Annotated in this window: 20 protein-coding genes and 1 other RNA gene; 6 read left to right on the top strand and 15 right to left on the bottom strand. The window is 56.8% G+C overall.

Annotation, left to right across the window (positions count from 1 at the left end; genetic code table 11):
• Positions 1–6: 6 nt before the first annotated feature.
• The 7 genes from ACI7MX_RS16085 to ACI7MX_RS16055 form a co-directional block, all read right to left on the bottom strand.
• Positions 7–2,805 (bottom strand): DNA methyltransferase, encoded by a 2,799-nt coding sequence (locus ACI7MX_RS16085; protein ID WP_034026582.1) that lies wholly within the window; start codon positions 2,803–2,805, stop codon positions 7–9.
• A gap of 146 nt (positions 2,806–2,951) precedes the next feature.
• Positions 2,952–3,635, bottom strand: coding sequence for a hypothetical protein (locus tag ACI7MX_RS16080; protein WP_052392149.1), 684 nt, complete (start codon positions 3,633–3,635; stop codon positions 2,952–2,954).
• Positions 3,622–4,461: a helix-turn-helix domain-containing protein gene (locus tag ACI7MX_RS16075; protein ID WP_034026584.1), complete on the bottom strand. Its 840-nt coding sequence runs from the start codon at positions 4,459–4,461 to the stop codon at positions 3,622–3,624. The genes ACI7MX_RS16080 and ACI7MX_RS16075 overlap by 14 nt, the downstream gene beginning before the upstream one ends.
• Positions 4,458–4,706 carry an AlpA family transcriptional regulator gene (locus ACI7MX_RS16070; protein WP_034026586.1) on the bottom strand — a complete coding sequence of 83 codons (249 nt, stop codon included), beginning with the start codon at positions 4,704–4,706 and terminating at the stop codon, positions 4,458–4,460. Before ACI7MX_RS16070 ends, ACI7MX_RS16075 begins: the two co-directional genes overlap by 4 nt.
• A 460-nt stretch (positions 4,707–5,166) precedes the next feature.
• Positions 5,167–6,372: an integrase arm-type DNA-binding domain-containing protein gene (locus ACI7MX_RS16065; protein ID WP_034026588.1), complete on the bottom strand. Its 1,206-nt coding sequence runs from the start codon at positions 6,370–6,372 to the stop codon at positions 5,167–5,169.
• Positions 6,373–6,545: 173 nt separating this feature from the next.
• Positions 6,546–6,937: a transfer-messenger RNA gene (gene ssrA, locus ACI7MX_RS16060) on the bottom strand.
• A gap of 76 nt (positions 6,938–7,013) precedes the next feature.
• The gene (locus tag ACI7MX_RS16055; RefSeq protein WP_314485722.1) at positions 7,014–7,307 is read right to left on the bottom strand and encodes a hypothetical protein; all 294 of its coding nucleotides are present in this window, start codon (positions 7,305–7,307) and stop codon (positions 7,014–7,016) included.
• A gap of 549 nt (positions 7,308–7,856) precedes the next feature.
• On the opposite strand from ACI7MX_RS16055, the gene ACI7MX_RS16050 reads away from it, so the two are divergent.
• Positions 7,857–8,207 (top strand): DUF6124 family protein, encoded by a 351-nt coding sequence (locus ACI7MX_RS16050; protein ID WP_405590174.1) that lies wholly within the window; start codon positions 7,857–7,859, stop codon positions 8,205–8,207.
• A gap of 55 nt (positions 8,208–8,262) precedes the next feature.
• On the opposite strand, the gene ACI7MX_RS16045 is transcribed toward ACI7MX_RS16050, so the two are convergent.
• From ACI7MX_RS16045 to ACI7MX_RS16025, 5 genes are all read right to left on the bottom strand, one after another.
• On the bottom strand, positions 8,263–11,061 hold the full coding sequence (locus ACI7MX_RS16045; protein WP_405590171.1) for an FAD-binding and (Fe-S)-binding domain-containing protein: 2,799 nt from the start codon (positions 11,059–11,061) through the stop codon (positions 8,263–8,265).
• Positions 11,058–11,729, bottom strand: coding sequence for a lactate utilization protein C (locus ACI7MX_RS16040; RefSeq protein ID WP_405590168.1), 672 nt, complete (start codon positions 11,727–11,729; stop codon positions 11,058–11,060). The genes ACI7MX_RS16045 and ACI7MX_RS16040 overlap by 4 nt, the downstream gene beginning before the upstream one ends.
• Positions 11,726–13,186 (bottom strand): LutB/LldF family L-lactate oxidation iron-sulfur protein, encoded by a 1,461-nt coding sequence (locus ACI7MX_RS16035; protein WP_405590165.1) that lies wholly within the window; start codon positions 13,184–13,186, stop codon positions 11,726–11,728. Before ACI7MX_RS16035 ends, ACI7MX_RS16040 begins: the two co-directional genes overlap by 4 nt.
• Positions 13,183–14,007, bottom strand: a complete 825-nt coding sequence (locus tag ACI7MX_RS16030; RefSeq protein ID WP_314485710.1) for a (Fe-S)-binding protein — start codon at positions 14,005–14,007, stop codon at positions 13,183–13,185. The genes ACI7MX_RS16035 and ACI7MX_RS16030 overlap by 4 nt, the downstream gene beginning before the upstream one ends.
• A 112-nt stretch (positions 14,008–14,119) precedes the next feature.
• Positions 14,120–15,814 carry a lactate permease LctP family transporter gene (locus ACI7MX_RS16025; RefSeq protein WP_314485707.1) on the bottom strand — a complete coding sequence of 565 codons (1,695 nt, stop codon included), beginning with the start codon at positions 15,812–15,814 and terminating at the stop codon, positions 14,120–14,122.
• Positions 15,815–16,075: 261 nt separating this feature from the next.
• Here ACI7MX_RS16025 and ACI7MX_RS16020 point away from each other — a divergent pair, with 261 nt between their 5' ends.
• Positions 16,076–16,843 (top strand): GntR family transcriptional regulator, encoded by a 768-nt coding sequence (locus tag ACI7MX_RS16020; protein ID WP_405590161.1) that lies wholly within the window; start codon positions 16,076–16,078, stop codon positions 16,841–16,843.
• A gap of 168 nt (positions 16,844–17,011) precedes the next feature.
• Here the strand turns inward: ACI7MX_RS16020 and smpB are convergent, their stop codons facing one another.
• Positions 17,012–17,494, bottom strand: coding sequence for an SsrA-binding protein SmpB (gene smpB, locus ACI7MX_RS16015; RefSeq protein WP_048365986.1), 483 nt, complete (start codon positions 17,492–17,494; stop codon positions 17,012–17,014).
• Between the two features lie 140 nt (positions 17,495–17,634).
• On the opposite strand from smpB, the gene ACI7MX_RS16010 reads away from it, so the two are divergent.
• From ACI7MX_RS16010 to ACI7MX_RS16000, 3 genes are read left to right on the top strand one after another with little or no spacing between them, the layout of a single operon-like run.
• Complete coding sequence (locus ACI7MX_RS16010; RefSeq protein ID WP_405590157.1) at positions 17,635–19,038, top strand: sodium-dependent transporter; 1,404 nt, start codon at positions 17,635–17,637, stop codon at positions 19,036–19,038.
• Between the two features lie 7 nt (positions 19,039–19,045).
• A complete protein-coding gene (locus tag ACI7MX_RS16005; protein ID WP_122783722.1) occupies positions 19,046–19,480 on the top strand; it encodes a type II toxin-antitoxin system RatA family toxin in 435 nt (144 codons plus the stop codon).
• Positions 19,473–19,784 (top strand): RnfH family protein, encoded by a 312-nt coding sequence (locus ACI7MX_RS16000; protein WP_405590153.1) that lies wholly within the window; start codon positions 19,473–19,475, stop codon positions 19,782–19,784. The genes ACI7MX_RS16005 and ACI7MX_RS16000 overlap by 8 nt, the downstream gene beginning before the upstream one ends.
• Positions 19,785–19,844: 60 nt before the next feature.
• Here the strand turns inward: ACI7MX_RS16000 and ACI7MX_RS15995 are convergent, their stop codons facing one another.
• The gene (locus tag ACI7MX_RS15995; protein WP_314492879.1) at positions 19,845–20,375 is read right to left on the bottom strand and encodes an outer membrane protein assembly factor BamE; all 531 of its coding nucleotides are present in this window, start codon (positions 20,373–20,375) and stop codon (positions 19,845–19,847) included.
• 98 nt (positions 20,376–20,473) lie between these two features.
• Here ACI7MX_RS15995 and fur point away from each other — a divergent pair, with 98 nt between their 5' ends.
• Positions 20,474–20,887 (top strand): ferric iron uptake transcriptional regulator, encoded by a 414-nt coding sequence (gene fur / locus ACI7MX_RS15990; RefSeq protein WP_122783720.1) that lies wholly within the window; start codon positions 20,474–20,476, stop codon positions 20,885–20,887.
• Positions 20,888–20,983: 96 nt separating this feature from the next.
• Here fur and recN read toward each other — a convergent pair whose 3' ends face one another.
• Positions 20,984–22,666 (bottom strand): DNA repair protein RecN, encoded by a 1,683-nt coding sequence (gene recN / locus ACI7MX_RS15985; RefSeq protein WP_405590150.1) that lies wholly within the window; start codon positions 22,664–22,666, stop codon positions 20,984–20,986.
• Positions 22,667–22,875: the final 209 nt, after the last annotated feature.

Here is a 22,875-nt window from a genome sequence, read left to right as displayed (position 1 = left end):
ATCGACTCATGCCATTTTCCCTCGGGGCTTCTTCGGCGTGGCCTTTGCTGTGTCTGCTGTCATCTTGGTGTAGAGGTCAAACAGTTTCTCCAGCCGCTCGGTGTCGTTCTTGAAGCGACGACCGATATAGATACGTTCCAGGACTTCATCGTTGCGCTCGTGGGCGTGGCGCAGGTTATCCGGCATTGCATCCGGGGCGTACAGGTCGGCGATGGTGGCAGGAAAATGTGCTTCGCGGGCCAGCAAGATGTTCTCGGCACAGGCAGTCAGATCAGCTTTATTCTGTTCGGTCAGCATCGGTACTGGGAAGGTGTTCCAGCCGAGGGTATTGGAGTAGCGAAAATCGGTTTTTAGTTTGCCGCAAATAGTTCCAATCCAGACCAGATGTAGGCGTGAGGCGATGAGTGCCATATTCCAGAGCGGGGCGTCATAGAGAGCGAAGGCTTCGCTCGTCACGGTGCTTCGAGAATCGATTAACCCGTTGGGTAAAAATGGGCGGTTCTCAGACGAGGTTCTAGGAACAGTAATCGTCCAGGTTTGGGCAATTTTCATTTCCCTCATCTGGTGTGCCCGCGCAGACATTTCATTGGCACCACTGTCTCTGCTTGCCAACCGCATCGCTCGCACGCTTTCAATACGCGGCCTAATGGTCTCGATGCGCATCGCTTCCTCTAGGTTGCAATCTTCTATCCATAAGCAATAACGTTCTAAGCCGCGAATGAACTCCGAAGATCCATAGATACGACGAATGAAGCGTTCATGCTGCTCTAACGTTAGGCCAAGTGCATCGACTTCATCTCTGGAAAGGAGAAGATGACCACCGTCGACGGGCTTGTTTCCGAAGCTCATTTCCGACTGTCCGCTTAGTGGACGAGATGATTTTTCAATCAGTACATTGGTTCCCGGCACCAAGTAAGCGTTGATGCTTTCAACCTCCTTCACATCCACTACGTCGCCCTTGCCGCTATTGGCGATAGAATAAAGATGAGCTGGCACTTTGAATTGCGACGACAGGCCCACTATCACAACTGTGACGCCCGCATTGTAGCTGGCGAGATTGGTCCACTTGAAGGACGTATACGCAAAGGAGATTTCGTGACCTGTAGCAAATATCTGCGGCCAGAGAATTGGTACTTGCTGCCCTTGGCAAATTGAATTTGTGGATACAAATGCAGCCTTTGCTTTGGTCTTACTTCCATAGTCGGCAGCCTTCATAAACCAGCCTGCCACATAGTCTAGTGACTTCCAGTTCTTGGCTCGTGAGGCAAAGATGGCCTCTAGGTCCGCTTTCTGCTCATCAGTCTGCCAAGTGGAGCCAAGATAGGGCGGGTTGCCACAGATATAGGTTTCTCCTCCTTCGTTAGCAAAGTCGATTTCCGTCTGATCTAATGGTGTATTGAACAAGTCATCGCTGACCAGTTTTACGCCCGTACCTGTAGGCGGGCACACACTCAGCCAATCCAGTTGCAAAGCGTTGTGGCAGATAATCCAATTCTGCGCATTCAGCGGCAGAAACTCAGCCAGAGCATCCTGTTGACCGCGATACAGCACGTCGCATTGAAACTCAGCGATGATCAGCGCCAGGCGGGCAATTTCTGCCGGAAAGTCGCGTAGCTCAATACCACGGAAATTGGTCAGCGGTATTTCCGACTTATTGTGAGCCTCGCTCCGGCGACGATTGATCTCAGCCTCGATCTCGCGCATCTGTTTATAAGCAATCACCAAGAAGTTGCCGGAGCCACATGCAGGGTCGAACACTCGGATGCGGGCTATACGTTTGCGCAGGTTAAGCAGTTTGGCCTTATTGTCACCAGCAGCCACCAGTTGTGCGCGCAGGTCATCCAGAAACAGCGGATTCAGCACCTTGAGGATGTTGGGCACGCTGGTGTAGTGCATGCCCAGTGCGCCACGCTCCTCATCATCGGCAACCGCTTGGATCATGCTGCCGAAAATATCTGGGTTGATTTTTTTCCAGTTCAGGTTGCCGGCGTGTAGCAAATACGTGCGAGCCATTCGCGTGAAGCGTGGCACCTCGGTGCTGCCCGAGAACAGGCCACCATTCACATAGGGAAAGCTGTTGGCCCAACCAGGAAGCCGAGACTGTGTGATGGCGCGCTCGGCGTCCTTGATGTTCATTGCGCGGAAAATTTCCGACAGCACCTGATGGGTATTGGATCCGTCGCGCTCGCTGTAACGCTCCATGGTGCGTGTGAACAGGCTGTCGCCTCTGAAGATGTCAGTGTCTTCGGCAAAGAAGCAGAACACCAGGCGCGCCATAAAGTGGTTCATGTCAGCGCGGCGCTCGGCTTTGGCCCAGTCCGGGTTCTCATTCAGCAGCTCGACGTACAGTTTGTTCAGGCGGCTGGTGGCGCGCACGTCGATGGGGTTGTCCTTTATCTCCTTGATGGTGGAGATGCCGGCCAGCGGCAGCAGGAAACCGAAGTGGTTGGGAAAGTCCGGGTAGTCACAGGTGATGGTTTCACCCGTGATCAGCTCTTCGGCCTCCAGCGTTAGCCCGTCGGTGGCAAGGATGAACTTGGCTTTGGCTTTTGTGGTGGCCGGGCTGGCGCGCAAGGCCTTGAGCGTTTCGCCCACGCTGCCAGGCTCGCATGTGGCGATATGAATATTGCTGCGCAGTAGCACGCCACCAGGTACGTCCGAGGCGTTGTTATTTCCGATGCGTAGGCGCTTGAGCGCGGTTTCCTTGTTGCCGAATGCGGCCAGGAATGTGAACGGAAACTCCGCCGCGTCAAAGGGCTCTAGGGCCAGGTCCGAAATGGCGGACTCAATTTCTACTGCATTCATGGTTTACCACTGTCCAGATCGCTGATGCGCGAAGGCTGCGATTTTAGCTTGCGTTGTGCCAAATGGCTTCAGTTAGGTGCTTGTTCGAGGCGCTGGAGGGACAAGTGCTCTTCACGAGCCTTGTCCTTCCGTTCGTCAGGAGGCTACTACTGAGCAGCCGATAGTGATTTTGGCCGCTTCAGTATTTTGAGAAGAGATTCCAGGCGTTTACTGACCTCGTGGTTGGGCGGTGATGACTCCGCCGTGGTGGAAGGGCATATTAATTGACCGAGCGATTCAGGAGTATGCGCTAGCTGCAGAGCCAAACGGCTGGCTATGGTCGGTTTTATACGTCCTAGATGCACAGCAACTGAGATGGCAGCCTTTCGACGATCTGCGACGTGTCCTTGGCTAAGTAGCCATTTGACAGGAGCTACCTGACTGCGGCTGTCAGCTACTAGGCGTTGGTAGGCGTTCAGGAACGCCATTCTCGCACCTACCGCATCCCCTGCGTTTAGCACTGGGCGGGCTGCACCCAGTGCGAGCAGAATTTCCTCTGTGAGGACAACGCTGTTGTCTTCATCCGCCGCGGTCACAGCTATTGCCCAGGCCTCGTTCGGCTCAGGCCTACCGTCCAGTTCGTAGAGCTGTTGTTGTATTGCCGCAAGAGTCAGCCTACCCGTCAATGTGCGGCGGCACGCGAGCAGAGCACTGCGAATTTCCTCGGCAGGATATTTGACGAGATCCTGAGCGAAAATTCTCGCGGTAGTCGGGCTGATCGTCTGACCAAGCGCCTCAGCGGTTGCGCAGATGGCGGATGCCAGCGCTGCTTGCTGTTCAGAGGAAAGCATTTTGATCTCCCTCTTGGAATATACGGCCGGCAATCTCAGCTGAATTGAGGTTCGCCTGGGTTGCCTCCATTTGCCTAGCTGTAGTCGAATTTATCTGCTGTCCAGTTGCCCACTGGGTTCGGTAGGATTCTGCTCGTGCCAGCAGGTCGCTCAGGCTGTGGCAGTTGTTCAGAATCCGTGCGTCATTGATCGCGATGTAGAACGCAGCGACTGGCGGGGCCTCATCTGGGCCAAGTCGGTCGATCAGGTGACTAATCTGCCCAGCCGCTTTGCCATTCCAGACAGGCCACACCCCATAGCGCCCGATATAGGCCTCAGCGTACTGACGCCAGGTGAGATAGGTTTTGCTGTTTGTGGATCTAGGTCCGGGTCTGGCTACTGTCGTATTGGTGTTCTCCTGTATTGCCGTGACGGAGAGCGCTGTAGCTGTTTGGGGGTTACCTGATGGTTCTATGGTGGTTATGAGTGAAGCTGCTGCAGGGCGCGGGTGCACAGCCTGCGTGGGGCGGGTGAGAGGATTGGCAGCTGGTTTGTCCTCAGCTGCGTAGTCGTTAGTGCAGCGTGGTGAAAATCCTGCAGGGTGCACGCTCAGCATTGAGGAGCGGCCATGTCGGAGTTTTCTGGTGACTAGCCCCGCATCTACCAACCAGGCAATCGCGTTCTGAACGGTTCGCTCAGAGAGGCCTGTACGTGTAGCTGTGTGACGTACAGATGGCCAGCAGCGCCCGTTTTTATCTGCCTGGTCGCCCAGTGAGATGAATACGAATTTGGTAGTTGCAGGAATCCCGTGGAGTTTCCAGATGGCGCGCGTTATTTCGTTGCTCATTGCTCGCACTCCGTCGAAATAGAGGCTCGGAGCTGCGCACGCGGGCGGCTCAGAATCCAGTCGGATATCTCGGTGCTGAGCCAGCCAACTGATCTGCTGCTGCCCAAATCATATGGTGCAGGGAATTTTCCTGCTGCTATGTCGCGATAGATCGTGGATCGCTTTTTCCCGACAACGAACTCTACCTCGGGCAGGCGTAGGAAGCGCGGTTCCTCTGGGCTGGGTGCAATAGTTTGTGCTGACATTTAACTGGTGCTCAGGCGGTGGCGTTGCAGCGGTCCTCAAGTACTGCAATACGCGTATGTGTTGGGAGTGGCGCTCGGATTTTCCTACTGCAAAGCAGGGGCGTTTGTCGGGCCTCGTATTACGGGCCTCCGAGATTTATTGCCGGCGACAGCTGTGCGCATGACAGCTGAAGCTGTGTCTTTGGCGTGGGGGAGAGGAAAGACCCTGCTGGTACGGAATAGGAGTCCGTACGTTTCTTAGCAGCCTTGTTGCAGGCGAGCAATCGCAACAAGGCCCTGCGAGATGCTGGCGATACCCCAATGAGGCAGCCAGAAAGTCCATCTGCTAACAGCAGATGGACTTCGGATTCTTAACGCCGTAACCGGGGCAGCGTGACGATCCCATGGCGTCCTATGAACGTTAGAGGGATGCCTGATTTTTACCAAGCGGGGATCGGCATTGCAAGCCCAAGTAGTGAGCTCAGGCCTTGATCGCATCCAGGTAATCTGACCAGCGCTGCATCATTTCGCGGCGCTCCGGCAAGAAGGTGGTTCGATCGTACGCACGTCCCAGCGGATTTTTTACCGTGTGAGCAAGCTGATGCTCCAAGAGATCTGGGCGAAATCCCAGCACCTCCGCACCTATGGTTCTCGCTGTCGCACGAAAGCCGTGCCCAGTCATTTCGTCGCCGCTGATGTCCATACGTCGTAACGCGCTGAGGACGGCATTGTTGGACATCGGTCGGTCGCCTCCTCGGGCTGATGGGAAGGCATATCGATGTCTGCCAGTGAGTGGTTTCAGTTCGCGCAGAACAGCGACTGCTTGTTGGCTGAGGGGAACCAAATGATCTGGGCGATCCTGTTTGGTGGCAGTAAGGCCCTTCATTTTGTGGCCAGGAATCAACCACTCGCCAGCGTCCAGATTAACCTCCGACCACTCCATGTGGCGCAGGTCACCGGGCCGGCAGAACAGCAACGGGGCCAGTTTGAGTGCACAACAAACAGGCAGTGTTCCGGTGTAGCTATCCAGCGCTTTGAGCAGTGCACCGAGTTTTTCAGGATCGGTCACGGCAGCAAAGTGTTTCACCCGCTTGGCTGGGAGCGTCCGTGAGAGATTCCCTATCTGGTTGGGCGGGGTGATACCGGCAGCTTCGGCGAACTCGAAAATCTGTTTGTAGATTTGAGCTACACGACGTGCCGTCTCGCGAGCACCGCGCTTGATGATGCGCTGCAGGTTTTCGACCAGCATGGGCGTACTAATGCTGCTGACCGGTAGTTTTCCCAGCCAGGGGAAGGCATTGAGCTCAAGGCGCTGCCGCACCGTGCGGGTGTACTCCGGATCCCAGGTTGACTCGCGAATAGTGAGCCATTGCTTTGCGACCGATTCAAAGGTGTGTTGGTGATCGAACTGGCTGACCACCTTGGCCATGCGTCTTTGCAGTGAAGGGTCTTGGCCGCTGGCGAGCTGGACACGAGCATCATCACGTTTTCGCCGCGCCTCCTGCAGGCTGACCTCTGGGTAAACGCCAAGAGCCAAGCGTTTTTCCTTGCCCAGAAAGCGGTATTTCAAGCGCCAGTAACGGCCTCCGTTGAGCTGCACTTCCAGGTACAAACCTTGTTCGTCATACAGGCGGTACGGCTTGTCCTGGGGCTTGGCGTTGCGGCAGTTGGTGTCTTTCAGGGGCATTGGGGGCACATCCTCTCCGAGCGAGCTGATGAGCGTTTTATGCCCCCATATATGCCCCCGTCAACCGTGGGATGCCCTGGGATTAGGTGGGAAAACGCGGGCAAGAAAAAAGCCGTAAAGCTTTGATTTCTCTAGGCTTTACGGCTTTTCTGGGTCTTCCTGGGAAGACAAATTGGTGGAGCCGGGGGGATTTGAACCCCCGTCCGCCAGTACTCCGCTGTCGGTACTACATGCTTAGCCGTTTCTATTAAGTTAACCCTCAGCGACCCGAAGGGCAGGGTGCTTTGGGCGAGTTGTGTAAGTTTTAGCCGCTTCGTCCACAACGTACTGCACGGCGATCCTGTTCTATATGACAATCACTTCAGGTTTACAGGCATCCCCTAGTGATTGCTGGACCCGAAGGTACCAGGAGGATGGCTAAGGCAGCTTACGCTGCGAGAGCTTGACCCTCGTAGGTTTCGTCATTGGCAACTATAGAAAGTTGCAACAGTGGATTTACGAGTTCTGTTACCAACTCGGCATGCACCTAGAGTTTCGCAACCGGCGTCGAATCCTAAACGGCCCCAGTGCTTGCTGTATGCAACCAGCAAGCTGCGCAGTCTACGCCTATCTCATGCTAAAGGGCAACCTTGCAGAGGACTTTAGCCTTGGCCGCCTTTATTGATATTTTGAAGTTTTTGAAGCACTTGGCTGGTGACGTCAATGCATTCTTTGCTTTTACCGCTGTCCTGATAAGCCTTGGCCTTGGCAATTTCTTTCTGGAGGTTGGCGTCAGTGTTTTCACTCGTTTGGCCAGACGTTGCCATTGCATCGTTAATTTTTGCCAGGTTGATAGCGCACAAATCACCTTTTGCAGGGAGCTCTGTCGCCGCAAACACCGGAGAAGCCAACATCGCAGCGCAAACGAAAAGACCAGCCAATGCGGAACGTTTCATAGGGGAAAACTCCTTGTGCTCATGATAGGCCCGGTTTCTCCAGGCTCGGTTATATGCCCCAAATACGGGGCCTTAAGCCAATTGACTATAGCTGGGATCAGGAGTTCTGCTCTCAGAGGGCCATCATTGAGGATTATTTTTAGCGCCCCAAAACAGGGCGAGCACTGAGGCCGTATAGAGAGCAACCTTCAGCAGCGGCGCGGGGGTGCGTGGCGCTTCAAAATCAGCCATTTCGTACGACAAGTCCCTTTCCATCTGGTGAAACTTCCGAGAAACTCCCGCTCGCTTGTGCCAGTTCCTTTCGGGGCATAGTCTCGGCCCATCGCTGCTCATCAGCGGTCGGGTTTAGTCGCCCGGATAGTCATCTGGCGCATCAGCGCCACCCTCCGTGAGGCGCTTTTTTTGGCCCCGCGTTATGGTGGCCGTGCGCAGGGCGCCCTCGGGCGCGCCGGTTTCCAGATGCACCGGTCGACTAACCTGCGTACGGCTACCACCCATTCGTTTAGTCGCGAGCAGTGGTAGCTCCTTTGACGCATCTGGAGTTACATCATGAAAAAAATCACCCCCGATCCACCCGTCTTCACCCCGCACGATGCTGCTCTGTGTGATGCACAGTCGCTGGACCGTGCCGCCGCTGATCGCGCCCTTGATTACTACTTGCTCGACTTTAAGCCTCCCCGGCAGGAGGTCATGGTCACGTATGCCATCCCCGACAGTGTCAATTTAGAAGCGGCTTTGGCCCAGGCGTCAGACTTGTTGCGCTGCGCGGGTGCTTCGGCCAGTGAGGCGGGGAAGGGTTTGAGCGGGTTGCAGCGCGATTTGGTGTTGTCGGTGACGCATTTGGTGGAGCTGGCCAAGGCGTATGTCGATAAATCGCTGGACGGTTTAGCGACGCACTAAGCAGCACGCGCCTGCTTGGCGACAGGCGCGTTAGATTGCTCGTTGGAGTCGCCTCTTAGCTCGTCACCCGATCCACCAGATAGACCAGCCCGTGGTAATCAATGCCGCCGTGTTGGGTCAGGCCGATCTCGCAGGTACGGCTGGTGGAGATGCCTTCGCTGCAATGTTGCACCGCGTCTTTCAAGGTGCGCAGTGAGTGAGCATTCAGTTCCGGTGTGGTGAACCCTTTGTCACCTGCAAAGCCGCAGCAATGAATCCCTTCGGGTATGACTACCTGTGTACTGCACAGCCGTGCAATGTCGATCAACGCCTGACTTTCCCCCAGATGCTGCGTACTGCACGTGACGTGCACGGCAATGGGCGCGGTTTGAGGGGTGAACCTCAACTTATCCACAAGGTGGGTGCGGATGAAGCGAACCGGGTCGTACAGATCGAGGCGCGATTCGCCCAGGTCTTGCACTAAACGCAAGGTGCAGGGGCTGGTGTCGCAGTAGATTGGATCAAGCCCGCCACGGCTGGCGTGCAGCAGTGCGCCGATCAGTTCCTGGCGTTTGTGTTCAGCCTGTTCGTTATACCCTTTGGAGGCAAACGGCTGGCCACAGCACAAGCTGTCCATGTTGTCGGGGAAGATCACTTGGTAGCCGGCTTTTTCAAGCAAGCCACGGGTTTTGTCCAACAGCGACATTTGCTCTTTGTCGCCTGCTGCCGGGCCCATCACCCGTGATACGCAGGCCGCCAGATAAACCACCCGTGGGCGCGCATCGTCAATGGGCGGGGTAAAGCGAACCGCCCGCTCAGGCTGAGGCATGGCGTTGGTCCACAGTGGCACCCGGCCTTTACTGGCCTTGGTCAATGCCGACGAGATTTTCGCCAGACGCGGTGCGCCCAGCAGCATGCGGGCACCGTTGGCCGCGTGAAGCGTGAAGCGGGCGCCTTGCAGGGTGGTGGCAAAGTGATTGCCCAGCCAGTCGGCTGTTTTGATGTGCGTGGCGTCACGGGCTCGCAGCTTTTTCACCAGCTCGCCGGTATTGATGCCCACGGGGCAGCGTTGGGCGCAAAGCCCGGTGGCAGCACAGGTGTCTATGCCCTGGTAGGCGTAAGCTTCTTCAAGCTCGCGGGTATCAACCCCGGCGCGCTTTTTCGCCTGAATATCGCGCCAGATGACAATGCGTTGACGCGGGCTGAGGGTCAGCCCTTTGGACGGGCACACCGGCTCGCAAAAACCGCATTCAATGCACTTATCCACAATCTCGTCCGCTGCAGGCATCGGCTTGAGGTGTTTGAGGTGGATGTGCGGGTCTTCGCTGAGCACCACGTCGGGGTTGAGAATGCCTTGCGGGTCGAGCAGGCGTTTGAGTGCCCACATTAATTGGTAGGCGTCGCTGCCCCATTCCAGCTCGACAAAGGGGGCCATGTTGCGCCCAGTGCCGTGTTCGGCCTTGAGCGAACCGCCGAATTCGACGGCCACCAGTTGCGCCACGTCGTCCATGAACGCTTGGTAACGGGCCACTTCTTCGGGGGTGTTGAACCCTTGCGTGAAGACAAAGTGCAAGTTGCCTTCGAGCGCGTGGCCGAACAGGATCGCCTCGTCGTAGTGGTGCTTTTCGAACAGCTCGATCAGACGATTGACGCCGATGGCCAGTTGTTCCACCGGGAAGGTCACGTCTTCGATGATGACGGTCGTACCGGTCTTACGCACCGCGCCGACGGCTGGAAAGGTGTCTTTGCGGATGGCCCACAGCTTGGCGTTTTCTTTCGGGTCTTCGGTGAAGTCGACGTGTTTCTCAACCGGGAAACTGGCCAGCGAGGCCATGATGTGCGCCAGTTGTTCGTGCAATAAGGTCTGTGTGGCGGCGCGGGATTCGATCAGCAAGGCGCAAGCATTCGCCGACAATTGCTGTACGAAAGACGGCATGCCGGGTTTGTCCTGCACCGAGCGCAGGCTGCGGCGGTCCAGCAGCTCGACGGCAGAAACAGGTTGGCTTTTGAGCACGGTCACGGCGTTGCAGCAGGTTTCGACGTCGGGGAAGACAATCAGCGCCGAGGCTTTGTTCGGGTGATCGATCACGGTGTCGTACGTCACCGAGCTAATAAAGCCTAACGTACCTTCAGAGCCCACCAGCAAATGGCTGAGAATATCCAGCGGCTCGTCAAAATCCACAAGGGCGTTGAGCGACAGGCCGGTGGTGTTTTTCAGACGGTATTTGTGGCGAATTTTTGCAGCCAACTCAGGATTGGCGCGGGTCTCGCGGCCCAGAGTCGCCAACTGATCGAGCAAAGCCGCGTGGCTTTGGCGAAAGGCCGCGACGTTGGCAGCATCTTCTGTATCGACTCGGGTGCCGTCGGCCAATACCACGCGCATGCCGGCCAGGGTGTGGTAGGTGTTTTGTGCCGTGCCGCAGCACATGCCGCTGGCATTGTTGGCGACGATGCCACCGATTTTACAGGCGTTGATCGAGGCCGGGTCAGGGCCGATCTTGCGTCCGAAGGGGGCCAGCCACGCATTGGCTTGCGCCCCGATAACGCCCGGTTGCAGGCGGATTTGCGTGCCTTGGCCGCGTATCTCTTTGCCGTTCCAGTTGTCGCCCAGCACGATCAGTACGGAATCACTGATGGCTTGGCCAGAAAGGCTGGTGCCGGCGGCGCGGAAAGTGACAGCCACTTGATCGCGTCGCGCAAGGTGCAGCAACTCGACCACTTCGTCTTCTGACTCAACGCGGATCACCAGCTTGGGGATCAGCCGGTAAAAACTGGCGTCTGTACCGAAGGCCAGCGTCGACAGCGCATCCGTGAATCGTCGATCTTGCGGTATCAGCCGTTCGGCGTCACGCACAAAGGCAGCAGGAAGACTCATGCGTCCTCCAGAATCAGAACCACCAAATCTTTCGGGCCGTGGGCGCCGTACGCCAGCACTTGTTCGATGTCTGCGGTTTTCGATGGGCCGGACACCAGCAACGCGTTGGTTGGCATGCCCGCGGTCCAGTTCATCTCCCGCTGGACTTGATAGAAGTTGTCACGGATTTGACTGGCCTTGAGCAGCGCGAAATGCACCGGCGGAACCAGACTCATCAGGCGGGGTTCTTCGGGGGTGGGCCACAGGATCAGGCTGCCCGTGGCGGCAATGGCGCCCAGGGTCGTGGTCAGGCTGGCTGGGGTGTCGTTGAACAGTTCGGATTTCCACTCCTCAACTGGCCGGCCGTAGGCTTTGAGCAAGGGTAAAGCAGGGTTTTGCGCCCAATGCGCCGTGACTTTTTGCCCGTGTGGGGTCGTTGGTGCAATCAATAGGCTGGGCAGTTGGCGGTCAGTGACCAATTGCGCGAGCAGCGCGGGCCAGTCTTGTTCGGTGCTGAGGTGAATTTCGGTGTGCACCGCTTCCATCAGCTTGCGCAGTTGCGGGATGCGCTGCTCGGCGGTGTACGTCCACGGCTCTGTCACCAGCACTTCGTCAAAGTTGTCAGGCACGGGCGTTGTGCCTGTCAGACTGTTGCGCAGTTTGTTGAGGATGTTTTGCTTAGCGCTCATCGCGAGTCTCCCGATTTTTTCGCCAAATGTTCACGGGCCATGTCGTGCAGCGAACGGGCAGCGGGCTTGGGTGCGCTGTGATTTTGCGTCCAGGGGCCCACCTTGCTCGGTGTCAGCGCGCGCAGGCGAGTCGCCGCTTTGAGGAAGACGCGATACAGGGCGGGTGAGCTGTTGAGCTTGGCCCACATGTTCCAGATCAGGCGTTCTTTGCGCGAGTATTTGCTGCCTTGGCCGCGCATGATGCGGGGTACGGTGTCGGGCGCTTTGACGTTTTCTTCGCGCAGTCGGCGCAGCAGTGCCGGGATCGGTATTTTTACCGGGCACACTTCGCCACACGCGCCACACAGTGAGGAAGCGCTTGGGTGATCCGGCACTTTGTTCAGGCCCACCATATGCGGCGTGATAATTGCGCCAATCGGGCCGGGGTAGACCTCACCGTAGGCATGGCCGCCGATGCGGGTGTACACCGGGCAGTGGTTCATGCAGGCGCCACAGCGAATGCAATTGAGGGTCTGGCGCAATTCGCTGTCGGCAAATGCCTGGCTGCGGCCGTTGTCGAGCAGCACCAGATGCACTTCTACAGGGCCATCCAGCTCGCCGGGCTTACGCGGTCCGGAGATCATGTTGACGTAGGTGGTGATCGGCTGGCCGAGGGCAGAGCGGGTCAGCAGCGACACCAGCGGTACAACGTCACGCAGATTTTCGACGACTTTCTCGATTCCGGTCACGGCAATATGCACAGGCGGCACGGTGGTCGACATGCGGCCGTTGCCTTCGTTTTCGACCAGCAGCAGGGTGCCGGTTTCAGCGACGGCGAAGTTGACGCCGGACACGCCGATGTCTGCTTCGAAGAATTTTTGGCGCAGCACGCGACGGCCAATCTGGATCAGTTGGTCGACGTCTTTGGTGTAGTCCACGCCGAGTTTTTCATGAAACAGGTCGGCCACTTGCCCGGCATTCTTGTGAATGGCGGGCATGATGATGTGTGACGGTTTCTCGTTGTCGAGCTGAACGATGTACTCGCCCATGTCAGACTCCAGGCATTCAATGCCTTGGGCGCCGAGCACGTGGTTCATCTCCATCTCTTCGCTGACCATCGACTTGCCTTTGATCACCTGTTTGGCGGCGCGGCGGCGGGCGATGGACATGACGATTTCATTGGCTTGTTCAACTGTTTCTGCCCAGTGCACCTGCACGCCATTGCGGGTCAGGTTGGCTTCCAGTCGCTCCAGCAGGTCGGGCAGTTTGGACAAGGCGCGGGCGCGGATGGCGTTGCCCAGTGCGCGTAAATGTTCGCGCTCATGGGCGTCACTGAAGGCCACTGCGCGCTTGGTCATCAGAGAGTCCATAGCGCTGCGGAAGTTGTTTCGCAGTTGCGTGTCGGCTAGCGCCTCATGGGCGCGCTCGCGGAAGTCTTCTTCCACTGCAACGGTAGGAATCAGTGCGCTGGTGCTCATTGTTCACCTCCGGTGCGCTGCCACAGGAAACTGGCCAGATGTTGGCCGCGCAGGGCTTGTTTCTGTTTTTCCAGCGAGCCGTTGATGTTCATCAGGCAGCCGCAGTCAGCGGTCAGCACTTGATGCGCGCCAGTTTCAATCAGGGCGCGGGTCTTGTCGGCGACCATCGCGCCGGAAATGTCCGGCATGCGCACGCTGAATGTCCCACCAAAACCGCAGCATTCACTTTCATGGCTGTGATCGATACGTTCCACATTGCTCAGTTGCGCGAGCATTTCGCGGCCGTGCAAGTGGGTGTTCATTTCGCGGCGAGCGGAGCAGGAGGTGTGCAGGGCGACTTTGACCGGAGCACCGTGGTCTTCAAATTGCACTTTGCACACAAACAGCAGGAATTCGGTGAGTTCAAAGGTGCGTTCGGCCAGTGCGTGGACCTTTTTCAAGGTCTCGGGCTCATCTTTGAACAGGTCTTCGTAGTGCTCGCGCAACATGCCGGCGCAGGAGCCGGAGGGCACGACCACCGGGTAGTCTTCGGCAAACAGGGCCAGTTGCGATCGGGCCACTTCCCGGGCCTGTTCGGTGTAACCCGAGGTGTAGGCGGGTTGGCCGCAGCAGCTTTGGCCTTGGGGGTAATCGACTTCAATACCTTCACGTTCAATCAGATGAATCGCGTCCATCCCGGCTTCGGGAAAGAACAGGTCGACGACACAGGTGCCGAACAGGTAAACCTTGCGCGGTTTTTGCGCGGGGTATTGGCGGGGCACAGGCAAGGGCGGGGCGACACGGGTCGCATTCGGCACGGCGTTGTAAAAAAGCTCGCTCATCAGGCGTCTCCGGGTGGTCCCGGTTATATGTCCACTTCAGTGGACCGGGTCGTGAATTACAGGCACCGGGGAGAGCCCCGGCACCTTTAACGTGCAGTAACCATAGCCCTTATCAGTGCACCAGCATGCCGGTAAACCAATAGGCTTGGGCCAAGGTGATCAGGCCGACAATGGTGGCGAAGAACAGGCTGTGTTTGAGGGTGAAGCGGAACAGGTCGGATTCTTTGCCCACCAGGCCGGTGGCCGCACAGGCGACGGCGATGGATTGCGGGGAAATCATCTTGCCGGTCACGCCGCCGCTGGTATTGGCGGCCACCATCAGGGTGTCGCTGACGCCGATCTGGTGCGCGGTGGTGGCTTGCAACGAACTGAACAGGGCGTTGGACGACGTGTCCGAGCCGGTCAGGAATACGCCCAGCCAGCCGAGGAACGGCGAGAAGAACGGGAACGCTGCGCCAGTACCCGCCAACACCAATGCCATGGTGGAGGACATGCCGGAGTAGTTGGTGACGAAAGCAAAGGCCAACACCATGCCGATGGACAGGATCGGCCAGCGCAGTTCATAGAAGGTCTCTTTCAAAGTGGTCAGACCGGTTTTGAAATCGATTTTCAAAATCATCATCGAGATCAGCGCCGAGAAGAAAATCGCGGTGCCGGTGGCCGAAATCGGATCAAGCTTGAACACCGCCGCAATGGCGGTAGGTGCGTTGACGATCGGTGCAGTCTTGATCACCAGTTGATCAAGGTGCGGGATCGCGAAGTTGAAGACCCAGCCGTACATCGCGCCGCCGGGTGAGAACAGTGCCTTGAAAGGTTTCAGGGTCCAGATGGTGACCAGTACGGTCAAGATCAGGAACGGTGACCAGGCTTTGAGGATCTGCATCAGGCTGTAAGGCGAGGCCAACAGGTTACTCGGTTTGCCGAAGCCCCCTGCGCTGGCGGTCACAATAACGTCAGAGCTGACGCCAGCAATCTGGGCGCCTGCGGTGCGTTTTGGCTGCCAGACTTTCAGGAACAGCGTCAGGCTGATCAGGCTGGCGAGGGCCGAGGTGATGTCTGGCAGTTCAGGCCCAATGTAGTTTGAGGTGAAGTATTGGGTGATGGCAAAGCTCAAGCCGGCCACCAGCGCTGCCGGCCAGGTTTCACGCACGCCGCGCAGGCCGTCCATCATGAAGACCAGCCAGAACGGCACGAACAATGACAACAGCGGCAGTTGGCGACCGGCCATTGCACCGATTTTGAAGGCGTCGATGCCGGTCACTTGGCCCGCCACGATGATCGGGATGCCCAAGGCACCAAAGGCAACCGGTGCGGTGTTGGCGATCAGGCACAGGCCTGCGGCGTACAGCGGGTTGAAACCCAGGCCCACGAGCAGTGCGGCCGTGATGGCCACCGGCGCGCCGAAACCAGCTGCACCTTCAAGAAAAGCACCGAAGCAGAAGCCGATCAGCAGCACTTGCAGGCGTTGGTCGTCAGTGATCGACAGCACCGAGCTGCGAATAATTTCGAACTGGCCACTTTTCACGGTCAATTTGTAGAGGAACACCGCCGCCACGATGATCCATGCAATGGGCCAGAGGCCGTAGGCAAATCCATAGCCCGCTGCTGCGATGGCCATGTCGACGGGCATCTGGAAGGCAAAGATGGCCACCAAAATCGACAGGGCAAGGGTAATGCTGCCCGCCACATGCCCTTTGAGACGGAACACGGCCAGGGCCAGGAAGAAAAACACAATCGGAATGACGGCCGCGAGTGCGGACCAGCCAAGACTGCCGAGCGGACTATAGAGCTGTTGCCAGGTTTGCATATGGGGTGGCCCCTAATTGTTATTGGTCGATGCCATCAGTGCTATTGGATAATTGGTAATACCAATTTACAATCACTGTTCGCTAGGTTAGAAGCCTCGTGAGGTATGTGTCAATTTGCCGCTGCTAAATCTTTCGTCGGGGTGTTCGTTGTCGCAGCATCTGATGCGGTAGTGGGCAGTGGTTCTGATGGGTGTATACGGCGCGTCAATCGGCGAGAATAGCGGCCGCTCGGCGCATGGTCGGGAGGATGGAGAGCAGTTATGGGGTTTGATCAAATCCGTCAGCGCCGTCTGTCGGACGATATTGTTGAGCAGCTTGAGGGAATGATTCTTGAGGGCACGTTGAAGTCCGGCGAGCGTTTGCCGGCTGAGCGTGCGTTGGCGGAGCAATTCGGTGTGTCGCGGCCGTCGTTACGTGAGGCGATTCAAAAACTGGCGGCCAAAGGCTTGCTGGTCAGTCGCCAGGGCGGAGGCAACTATGTAGCGACTTCGCTGGGTTCGACGTTCAGTGATCCGTTGCTGCAACTGCTCGAAAGCAACCCTGAAGCACAGCGTGACTTGCTTGAGTTCCGTCATACGCTGGAGGCGTCGTGCGCCTATTACGCGGCGTTGCGCGCCACGGAGATGGATCGCGAGCGTTTGCGCTTGGCGTTCGAGCGATTGCAGGATTGTTATGCGCGGGTGGATGAGGTGAGCCGCGCCGAAGAAGGCGAGGCAGATGCCAGCTTTCACTTGGCCATCGCCGAGGCCAGTCATAACGCTGTGTTGCTGCACACGATTCGTGGGTTATTTGACCTGCTCAAGCGCAACGTGGTGACCAATATCGGCGGCATGTACCAACAGCGCAGCGAAACGCGCGACATGCTGATCAGTCAGCATCGCGAGTTGTATCTGGCCATTATCGAAGGGCGTGCAGAAGACGCGCGTGAAGTGGCGAGTCGGCATCTGATGTATGTGCAGGAAGTCTTGGAGGAGGTGCGTCAGGAAGTGCAGCGCATGGCGCGGGCAGAGCGACGTAATGGGTTGTGATTCAATTCGTAGCAGCTGCCGAAGGCTGCGTTCGGCGACGAAGTCGTCGTATTGCCGGTTAATGCGACCTCACTGGCAGGTCGCGTTTCTAGCATTTACGATCGCTTCGCGACCGAACGCAGCCTCGCAGGCTCGTCAGCTGCTACGAGGTGCGGAGGCGCTCGGAAATTAGTCTTCCTTGCCCTTGTTACGCACGGCGCGTTGAAGCTCGCGATCGGAATCACGTTCGCGCTCGGTGTGACGCTTGTCGTATTCCTTCTTGCCTTTACCCAGGGCAATTTCGCACTTGATCAAGTGCTTGCTCCAGTAAATAGAAAGGCAAACGCAGGCGTAACCCTTTTGTTGCACCGCTGCAAACAGCTTCTCAAGCTCGCGCTTGTTAAGCAGCAGTTTGCGACTGCGCGTAGGGTCGGCGATAACGTGGGTGCTGGCGGTCGTCAGGGGGGCAATATGGCTGCCGAGCAACCATGCTTCGCCGTCCTTGAGTAGCACGTAGCTGTCGACCAGCTGTGCCTTGCCTGCACGCAGACTTTTTACTTCCCAGCCGGCCAGGACCAGACCAGCCTCGAACCGATGTTCGATGAAGTAATCGTGTCGCGCTTTTTTATTCTGCGCGATGGTCCCTGTGGGGTGTTTCTTCTGTTTAGCCATAGGGCCGGCATTATAGGCAGTTGCGAGCGTGTCGGCTACGGTCATGCAACGAGTTTACGTGTGCAAGACAGCGCGCTTGAGCCGGTAGGGTGATTCCCGGACAATGCGCCCTCTTTTTTTAGTGGTTGGGCGTAGTAACGATGTCGACAGACAAGGTTTCTGTCCACGGCAGTTGGGCAAGCCGTTGGGTCTTTATTCTCGCTGCGACCGGTTCTGCCGTGGGTTTGGGCAGTATCTGGAAATTCCCTTACATGGTTGGCGTCTATGGTGGCGGCGCTTTCGTGTTGGTGTTTTTGGCCTGCATCGCGCTGATTGGTGTGCCAGTCATGCTGGCCGAAACCCTGATGGGTCGCCGTGCGCGGCTCAGCCCTGCGAATGCCTTGAAGGTATTGGCGGTCGAGGCCGGGCATTCGGCGCGTTGGTCGTGGGGCGCATTTGCCGGGATGATCACGGCACTGCTGATTTTGTCTTTCTATAGTGTGGTGGGCGGCTGGTCGCTCGATTACATCATCAATATGGGCAAGGGCGATTTTCAGGGCGCTACGGCAGATCAGGTCGGTGCTTACTTCGGGGGTGTGATCGCTGACCCGTGGCGGCTAACGTTTTGGCACACGGCTTTTATGCTGTTGTCGGCGTATGTGATTGCCAAGGGGGTGGTGGCGGGGCTTGAGCGCAGCCTGCGGATCATGATGCCCATTCTGTTTGTGCTGCTGCTGGTGTTGCTGGGTTACAGCATGACCACGGGGCATTTTATGGAAGGCGTGCATTTTATGTTCGACTTCAACCCTGATCGGGTACTCGATGGTTTGCTCGCAGCCATGGGGCATGCGTTCTTTTCTCTGAGCGTGGGCGTCGGGTCGATCATGATCTATGGTGCGTATATGCCCAAGAACGCCTCGATCTCCGGGACTGTGGTCGGTGTGGCGCTGATCGATACGTTTGTCTCATTGCTCGCCGGGCTGGCATTGTTTCCAATTGTATTTGCCTCAGGATTGAACCCCAGCGAAGGGCCGGGTCTGATGTTTGTGACGTTGCCGTTTGCCTTTGGCAATGTGGCGTTCGGTCAACTGATGGGCGTAGTGTTCTTTGTGTTGGTGGCCGTGGCGGCCTGGAGCTCGGCGATTTCATTGCTTGAGCCGATGGTGGCCTATCTGGTTGAGCGGACCAAGGTCCGACGCCTGTGGGTGACGTTCTGGTTGGCGTTCAGTTGCTGGTTTGTGGGGCTGGGCACGGTGTTTTCCTTCAATATCTGGAAACAGGCCAAGTTCTTTGTGAGTGAAGATTCAGGTTTTCACCTGTATCAGTGGGGCGCTGCGAGCGGCCTCGACTTCTTTGGTGTCGTGGATTTTCTCACCTCGCGTATCATGTTGCCTTTGGGCGGGCTGTGCTTTGTGGTCTTTGCAGGCTGGATCATGGGGCGTGGTGCGGTACGCGACGAATTGTCGATGCGTAGCCCGGTGCTGTTCGCCTTGACACTTTTTTTGATGCGCTATGTGGCGCCACTCGGCATTCTGATTGTGTTTGCCGCCCAGCTGTGGAAATAACGCTGACATGACTACCCATATTCAACGCTCTGCCTTGCTGCCTTATCCGGCGCAAGCGCTTTATGATCTGGTTAACGATGTGGAGCATTACCCGGATTTTCTGCCGTGGTGTTCTTCCGTTGAGCTGATCGAAAAGTCTGATGTGCTGATGCGTGCCAGTCTGGGCGTGGCCAAGGCTGGGCTGAGCCAGCACTTTGTAACGCGCAATACGCTGGTGCCAGGGCAATCGATTGAAATGAACCTGGAAGAGGGGCCTTTCAAACAATTGCATGGCCTGTGGGTGTTCAAACCTTTGGGTGAGAAGGCCTGCAAGATCAGTCTGGACATGACCTTCGATTACGCCGGGCCGCTGGTCAAGGCGACTTTGGGGCCTTTGTTTAATCAGGCAGCCAATACGTTAGTGGATGCTTTTTGTCAGCGTGCCAAGCAGCTTTATGGTTGAGTCGTTGATTGACGTCGAAGTGGTGTATGCGGCGATTGATCGGCAGCGCTTGCTGGCATTTGCTGTTGTGCAGGGTACAAGCGTGCGCGATGCGCTGCTGGCTTCGGGCATTGGCAATGAGTTCCCGGAGCTTGATCTGACGAGCTGCCCTGTGGGGATCTTTGGTAAGCAGGTGGCTGACCCGCACACTCGAGTGTTGCAGGCGGGGGAGCGCATCGAGATTTACCGACCGCTGTTGGCAGACCCTAAAGAGATACGCCGTCAGCGCGCAGCTAAAGCGGCTCAGGCTAAGCGTCAGGTGTAACAGCGTTATCGCAGACAACAAAAAGCCCGGCATGCCGGGCTTTTTTGTACCGAGCGATAATTACTCGTCGGTATCCAGGGGGTCTGGAGTCGGAACGGGAACCGTTTCGACGCCGTCGACGTCCTTCTGGATTTGATCGAGCAGCGAACCCGGCTTGGCGGGTACGTCGCTCTTCTCTTCAGCAGGAGCGTCAGGCGCTGCCGGCTCAACCACGTTAGTGGCGCCGTCCTTGCCGAGAATGGCTTCATCGCGGCTTACGCCCGGCTTGAAGTCGCCTGACAGGCTGACGAGCTGGTCATTTTCGTTGAAGAACACACTGATGCGTTCTTGTTGGCGCTCGCCGCCGCCGGGCTGCAGGCTATACAAATAATCCCAGCGGTCAGGGTGGAATGTATCGGTCAGCAGGGCGTTGCCCATAATAAACCGCACTTGCCGACGGGTCATTCCCGGGCGTAACTGGTTTATCATGTCCTGCGTGACGACATTGCCCTGTTGGATGTCGATTTTGTAAACCCCGGGGAATGAACAACCGGCGAGTGCGAGCAGTCCCACAAAGGTGAAACTGGTTAGCAAGAGCTTGGTGTTTTGCATCGGTGGGCGACTTCCACTATCTTGGCTGGGACAACGTAAACGCCGATCATACCCGTATTAATAGAAGCTGCGAAGCGGCTTCCGCGAGAAAGCTAACCATGGTTGAAAATAGCGAACTCCGTAAAGCCGGACTGAAGGTGACTCTGCCACGAGTCAAAATCCTGCAAATGCTTGACTCTGCCGAGCAGCGTCACATGAGTGCCGAGGATGTTTACAAGGCACTTATGACCGCAGGCGAAGATGTGGGGCTGGCCACGGTTTACCGTGTACTGACTCAGTTTGAGTCAGCAGGGCTGGTGATCCGCCATAATTTTGATGGGGGTCATGCGGTCTTCGAATTGGCAGATGCCGACGGTGGCCACCATGACCATATGGTTAATGTGGACAGCGGTGAAGTGATCGAATTTTTCGACGAAGACATCGAAAAACTGCAGCACGCCATCGCCGCTAAACACGGTGTTGAGCTGGTGGATCACAATCTTGTTTTGTACGTGCGCAAGCAAACAAAATAAGTCTGTAGCGCGAATTTCTGGTTCGCGAAACCAACAAAGGCGACCCAAGGGTCGCCTTTGTGCAGCCTGATTAACGGCTTTTGCTACCGTTCGTCGCTAAGCTGCAAGAATTTTTGCAGTGACGACCATTTTCTTCGCATGCGCCAACGATTCTTTGGTCAGGTCGATGCCGCCGAGCATGCGTGCAACTTCTTCTATGCGCTCTTTCTTGCTTAGCTTCGACACCGCAGTGCGAGTGGTGTCGCTTTCGCGAACCTTATGCACAAACAGATGTTGATGGCATTGCGCAGCCACTTGCGGCAAATGGGTCACCGTCAGTACTTGGCCGCGTTCGCCGAGTCGACGTAACAGTTGGCCGACGATTTCAGCAGTCGGGCCGCCAATGCCGACGTCGACCTCGTCGAATACCAGAGTCGGTACCCGTGAGGTTTGCGCGGTGATGACCTGAATGGCCAGGCTGATGCGTGACAGCTCGCCGCCTGACGCTACTTTAGCCAACGCTTTAAGGGGTTGGCCGGGGTTGGCGCTTACCAGTAGCTCTACCTGCTCCAAGCCATGTGGCATCGGGTCGAGGCTGGCCTGTGGACGCAGCTCGATCGAGAAGCGACCCCCGGGCATGCCTAGTCGCTGTATTTCTTCTTCTACTGCACCGCTCAGGCGTGATGCTGCTTGACCGCGCAGGTTGCTGAGTTCACGTGCACATTCTTGATAGTGGCGTGTATAGGCTGCCAGTTCGTGGGTCAGGCGTTCGATGGATTCGTCGTTCGCATTGAGGCTTTCGAGCTCATCCAGCAGCCTTTGTTGCAGGGCAGGGACCTCACTTGGTTGTACACGATGTTTGCGAGCGAGTGTGTAGATGGTGTCCAGACGTTCTTCCAGATATTGCAGGCGCCCCGGGTCAGCATCAAAGTGATCTAGAAAACGGTTGAGTTCACCTACGGCCTCTTCGACCTGGATTTGTGCGCTGGCCAGCAGGTCGGTTGCTTCGCTCAGAGAACCTGAGCTGTTGTTGATGCTCGAAAGTCGATTCAGGCTGACGGTCAATGCATTAAGGACGTTGCCGGAGTCGTTTTCGCTGCACTGTTCAACCACTTGGCGACAGATCGTGAGCAAGGTTTCAGCGTTGGTCAGGTTCTTGTGTTCCTGCTCCAGCTCTTCCAGTTCGTTTTCGCCCAGTGACAGCGTTTCGAGCTCTTCAAGTTGGTAGCTCAGTAACTGATGACGTGCGCGTTGTTCATCGCCTGAGTTGGAGAGGTGTTCAAGTTCTTGCCGTGCCTGGCGCCACTTTTGGGCGGCCAGTTGGACCTGGCGGGACAGATCGGTGGCACCCGCGTATTCGTCCAGCAAGCGACGGTGGGTATCGGGTTTAAGCAGTGACTGGTGCTCATGCTGACTGTGGATATCAATCAACAATTCGCCGAGGGCTTTCAGGTCACCTTGAGGGCAGGGCGTGCCGTTGATATAGCTGCGCGAACGTCCTTCAGTGGTGATCACGCGACGCAGAATGCACGGGCCATCCGTTTCAAGGTCGCGCTCGGCGAGCCAGGCTTGTGCTTCGGGAATGTCTTGCAGGTCGAAGGTAGCAAGAATGTCGGCTTTGTCGGCGCCTGGTCGAACTACGCCGCTATCGGCACGGTCTCCCAGTGTGAGGCCCAGTGCATCAAGCATGATCGATTTGCCTGCACCGGTCTCGCCAGTGATTACACTCATCCCGCGATCCAGTTCAAGATCGAGATGTTCAACGATGGCGTAGTTATGAACGGACAGGTGCACCAGCATAGGAGCTGCTCCAAAACGTAATGTCTGGTTATTTATACAGTGTTTTGTTTCGTGCTGACAATGGCTGTCTTTAGTACGATTTGCTTGGTGTTTTTGAGTTTTTAGCGCGTTTTGATTTTTTAGCGGAGATTGCGGGCAGGACAAAGACGCACTGTTAGTGCCTTGCGGCTCTTGAACCTGAAAATTGCGACCCCATATACCTTGGCAGA

This window comes from Pseudomonas sp. 2024-210, assembly GCF_045062345.1.
GTDB lineage: Bacteria > Pseudomonadota > Gammaproteobacteria > Pseudomonadales > Pseudomonadaceae > Aquipseudomonas.
This window is presented reverse-complemented; position numbering and strand designations above follow the sequence as displayed.

Excerpts from the sequence above, each read along its gene's own strand:
- ACI7MX_RS16010 (WP_405590157.1), top strand. The coding sequence starts at position 17,635 with ATGTCGACAGACAAGGTTTCTGTCCACGGCAGTTGGGCAAGCCGTTGG.
- ACI7MX_RS16075 (WP_034026584.1), bottom strand. The coding sequence starts at position 4,461 with ATGAGCAACGAAATAACGCGCGCCATCTGGAAACTCCACGGGATTCCT.
- ACI7MX_RS16050 (WP_405590174.1), top strand. The coding sequence starts at position 7,857 with ATGAAAAAAATCACCCCCGATCCACCCGTCTTCACCCCGCACGATGCT.
- ACI7MX_RS16040 (WP_405590168.1), bottom strand. The coding sequence starts at position 11,729 with ATGAGCGCTAAGCAAAACATCCTCAACAAACTGCGCAACAGTCTGACA.
- ACI7MX_RS16065 (WP_034026588.1), bottom strand. The coding sequence starts at position 6,372 with ATGCCCCTGAAAGACACCAACTGCCGCAACGCCAAGCCCCAGGACAAG.
- ACI7MX_RS16020 (WP_405590161.1), top strand. The coding sequence starts at position 16,076 with ATGGGGTTTGATCAAATCCGTCAGCGCCGTCTGTCGGACGATATTGTT.
- ACI7MX_RS16025 (WP_314485707.1), bottom strand. The coding sequence starts at position 15,814 with ATGCAAACCTGGCAACAGCTCTATAGTCCGCTCGGCAGTCTTGGCTGG.
- recN (WP_405590150.1), bottom strand. The coding sequence starts at position 22,666 with ATGCTGGTGCACCTGTCCGTTCATAACTACGCCATCGTTGAACATCTC.
- ACI7MX_RS16055 (WP_314485722.1), bottom strand. The coding sequence starts at position 7,307 with ATGAAACGTTCCGCATTGGCTGGTCTTTTCGTTTGCGCTGCGATGTTG.
- ACI7MX_RS16035 (WP_405590165.1), bottom strand. The coding sequence starts at position 13,186 with ATGAGCACCAGCGCACTGATTCCTACCGTTGCAGTGGAAGAAGACTTC.
- ACI7MX_RS16030 (WP_314485710.1), bottom strand. The coding sequence starts at position 14,007 with ATGAGCGAGCTTTTTTACAACGCCGTGCCGAATGCGACCCGTGTCGCC.
- ACI7MX_RS16070 (WP_034026586.1), bottom strand. The coding sequence starts at position 4,706 with ATGTCAGCACAAACTATTGCACCCAGCCCAGAGGAACCGCGCTTCCTA.
- ACI7MX_RS16080 (WP_052392149.1), bottom strand. The coding sequence starts at position 3,635 with ATGCTTTCCTCTGAACAGCAAGCAGCGCTGGCATCCGCCATCTGCGCA.
- ACI7MX_RS16005 (WP_122783722.1), top strand. The coding sequence starts at position 19,046 with ATGACTACCCATATTCAACGCTCTGCCTTGCTGCCTTATCCGGCGCAA.
- ACI7MX_RS16085 (WP_034026582.1), bottom strand. The coding sequence starts at position 2,805 with ATGAATGCAGTAGAAATTGAGTCCGCCATTTCGGACCTGGCCCTAGAG.
- ACI7MX_RS16045 (WP_405590171.1), bottom strand. The coding sequence starts at position 11,061 with ATGAGTCTTCCTGCTGCCTTTGTGCGTGACGCCGAACGGCTGATACCG.
- fur (WP_122783720.1), top strand. The coding sequence starts at position 20,474 with ATGGTTGAAAATAGCGAACTCCGTAAAGCCGGACTGAAGGTGACTCTG.
- ACI7MX_RS16000 (WP_405590153.1), top strand. The coding sequence starts at position 19,473 with ATGGTTGAGTCGTTGATTGACGTCGAAGTGGTGTATGCGGCGATTGAT.
- ACI7MX_RS15995 (WP_314492879.1), bottom strand. The coding sequence starts at position 20,375 with ATGCAAAACACCAAGCTCTTGCTAACCAGTTTCACCTTTGTGGGACTG.
- smpB (WP_048365986.1), bottom strand. The coding sequence starts at position 17,494 with ATGGCTAAACAGAAGAAACACCCCACAGGGACCATCGCGCAGAATAAA.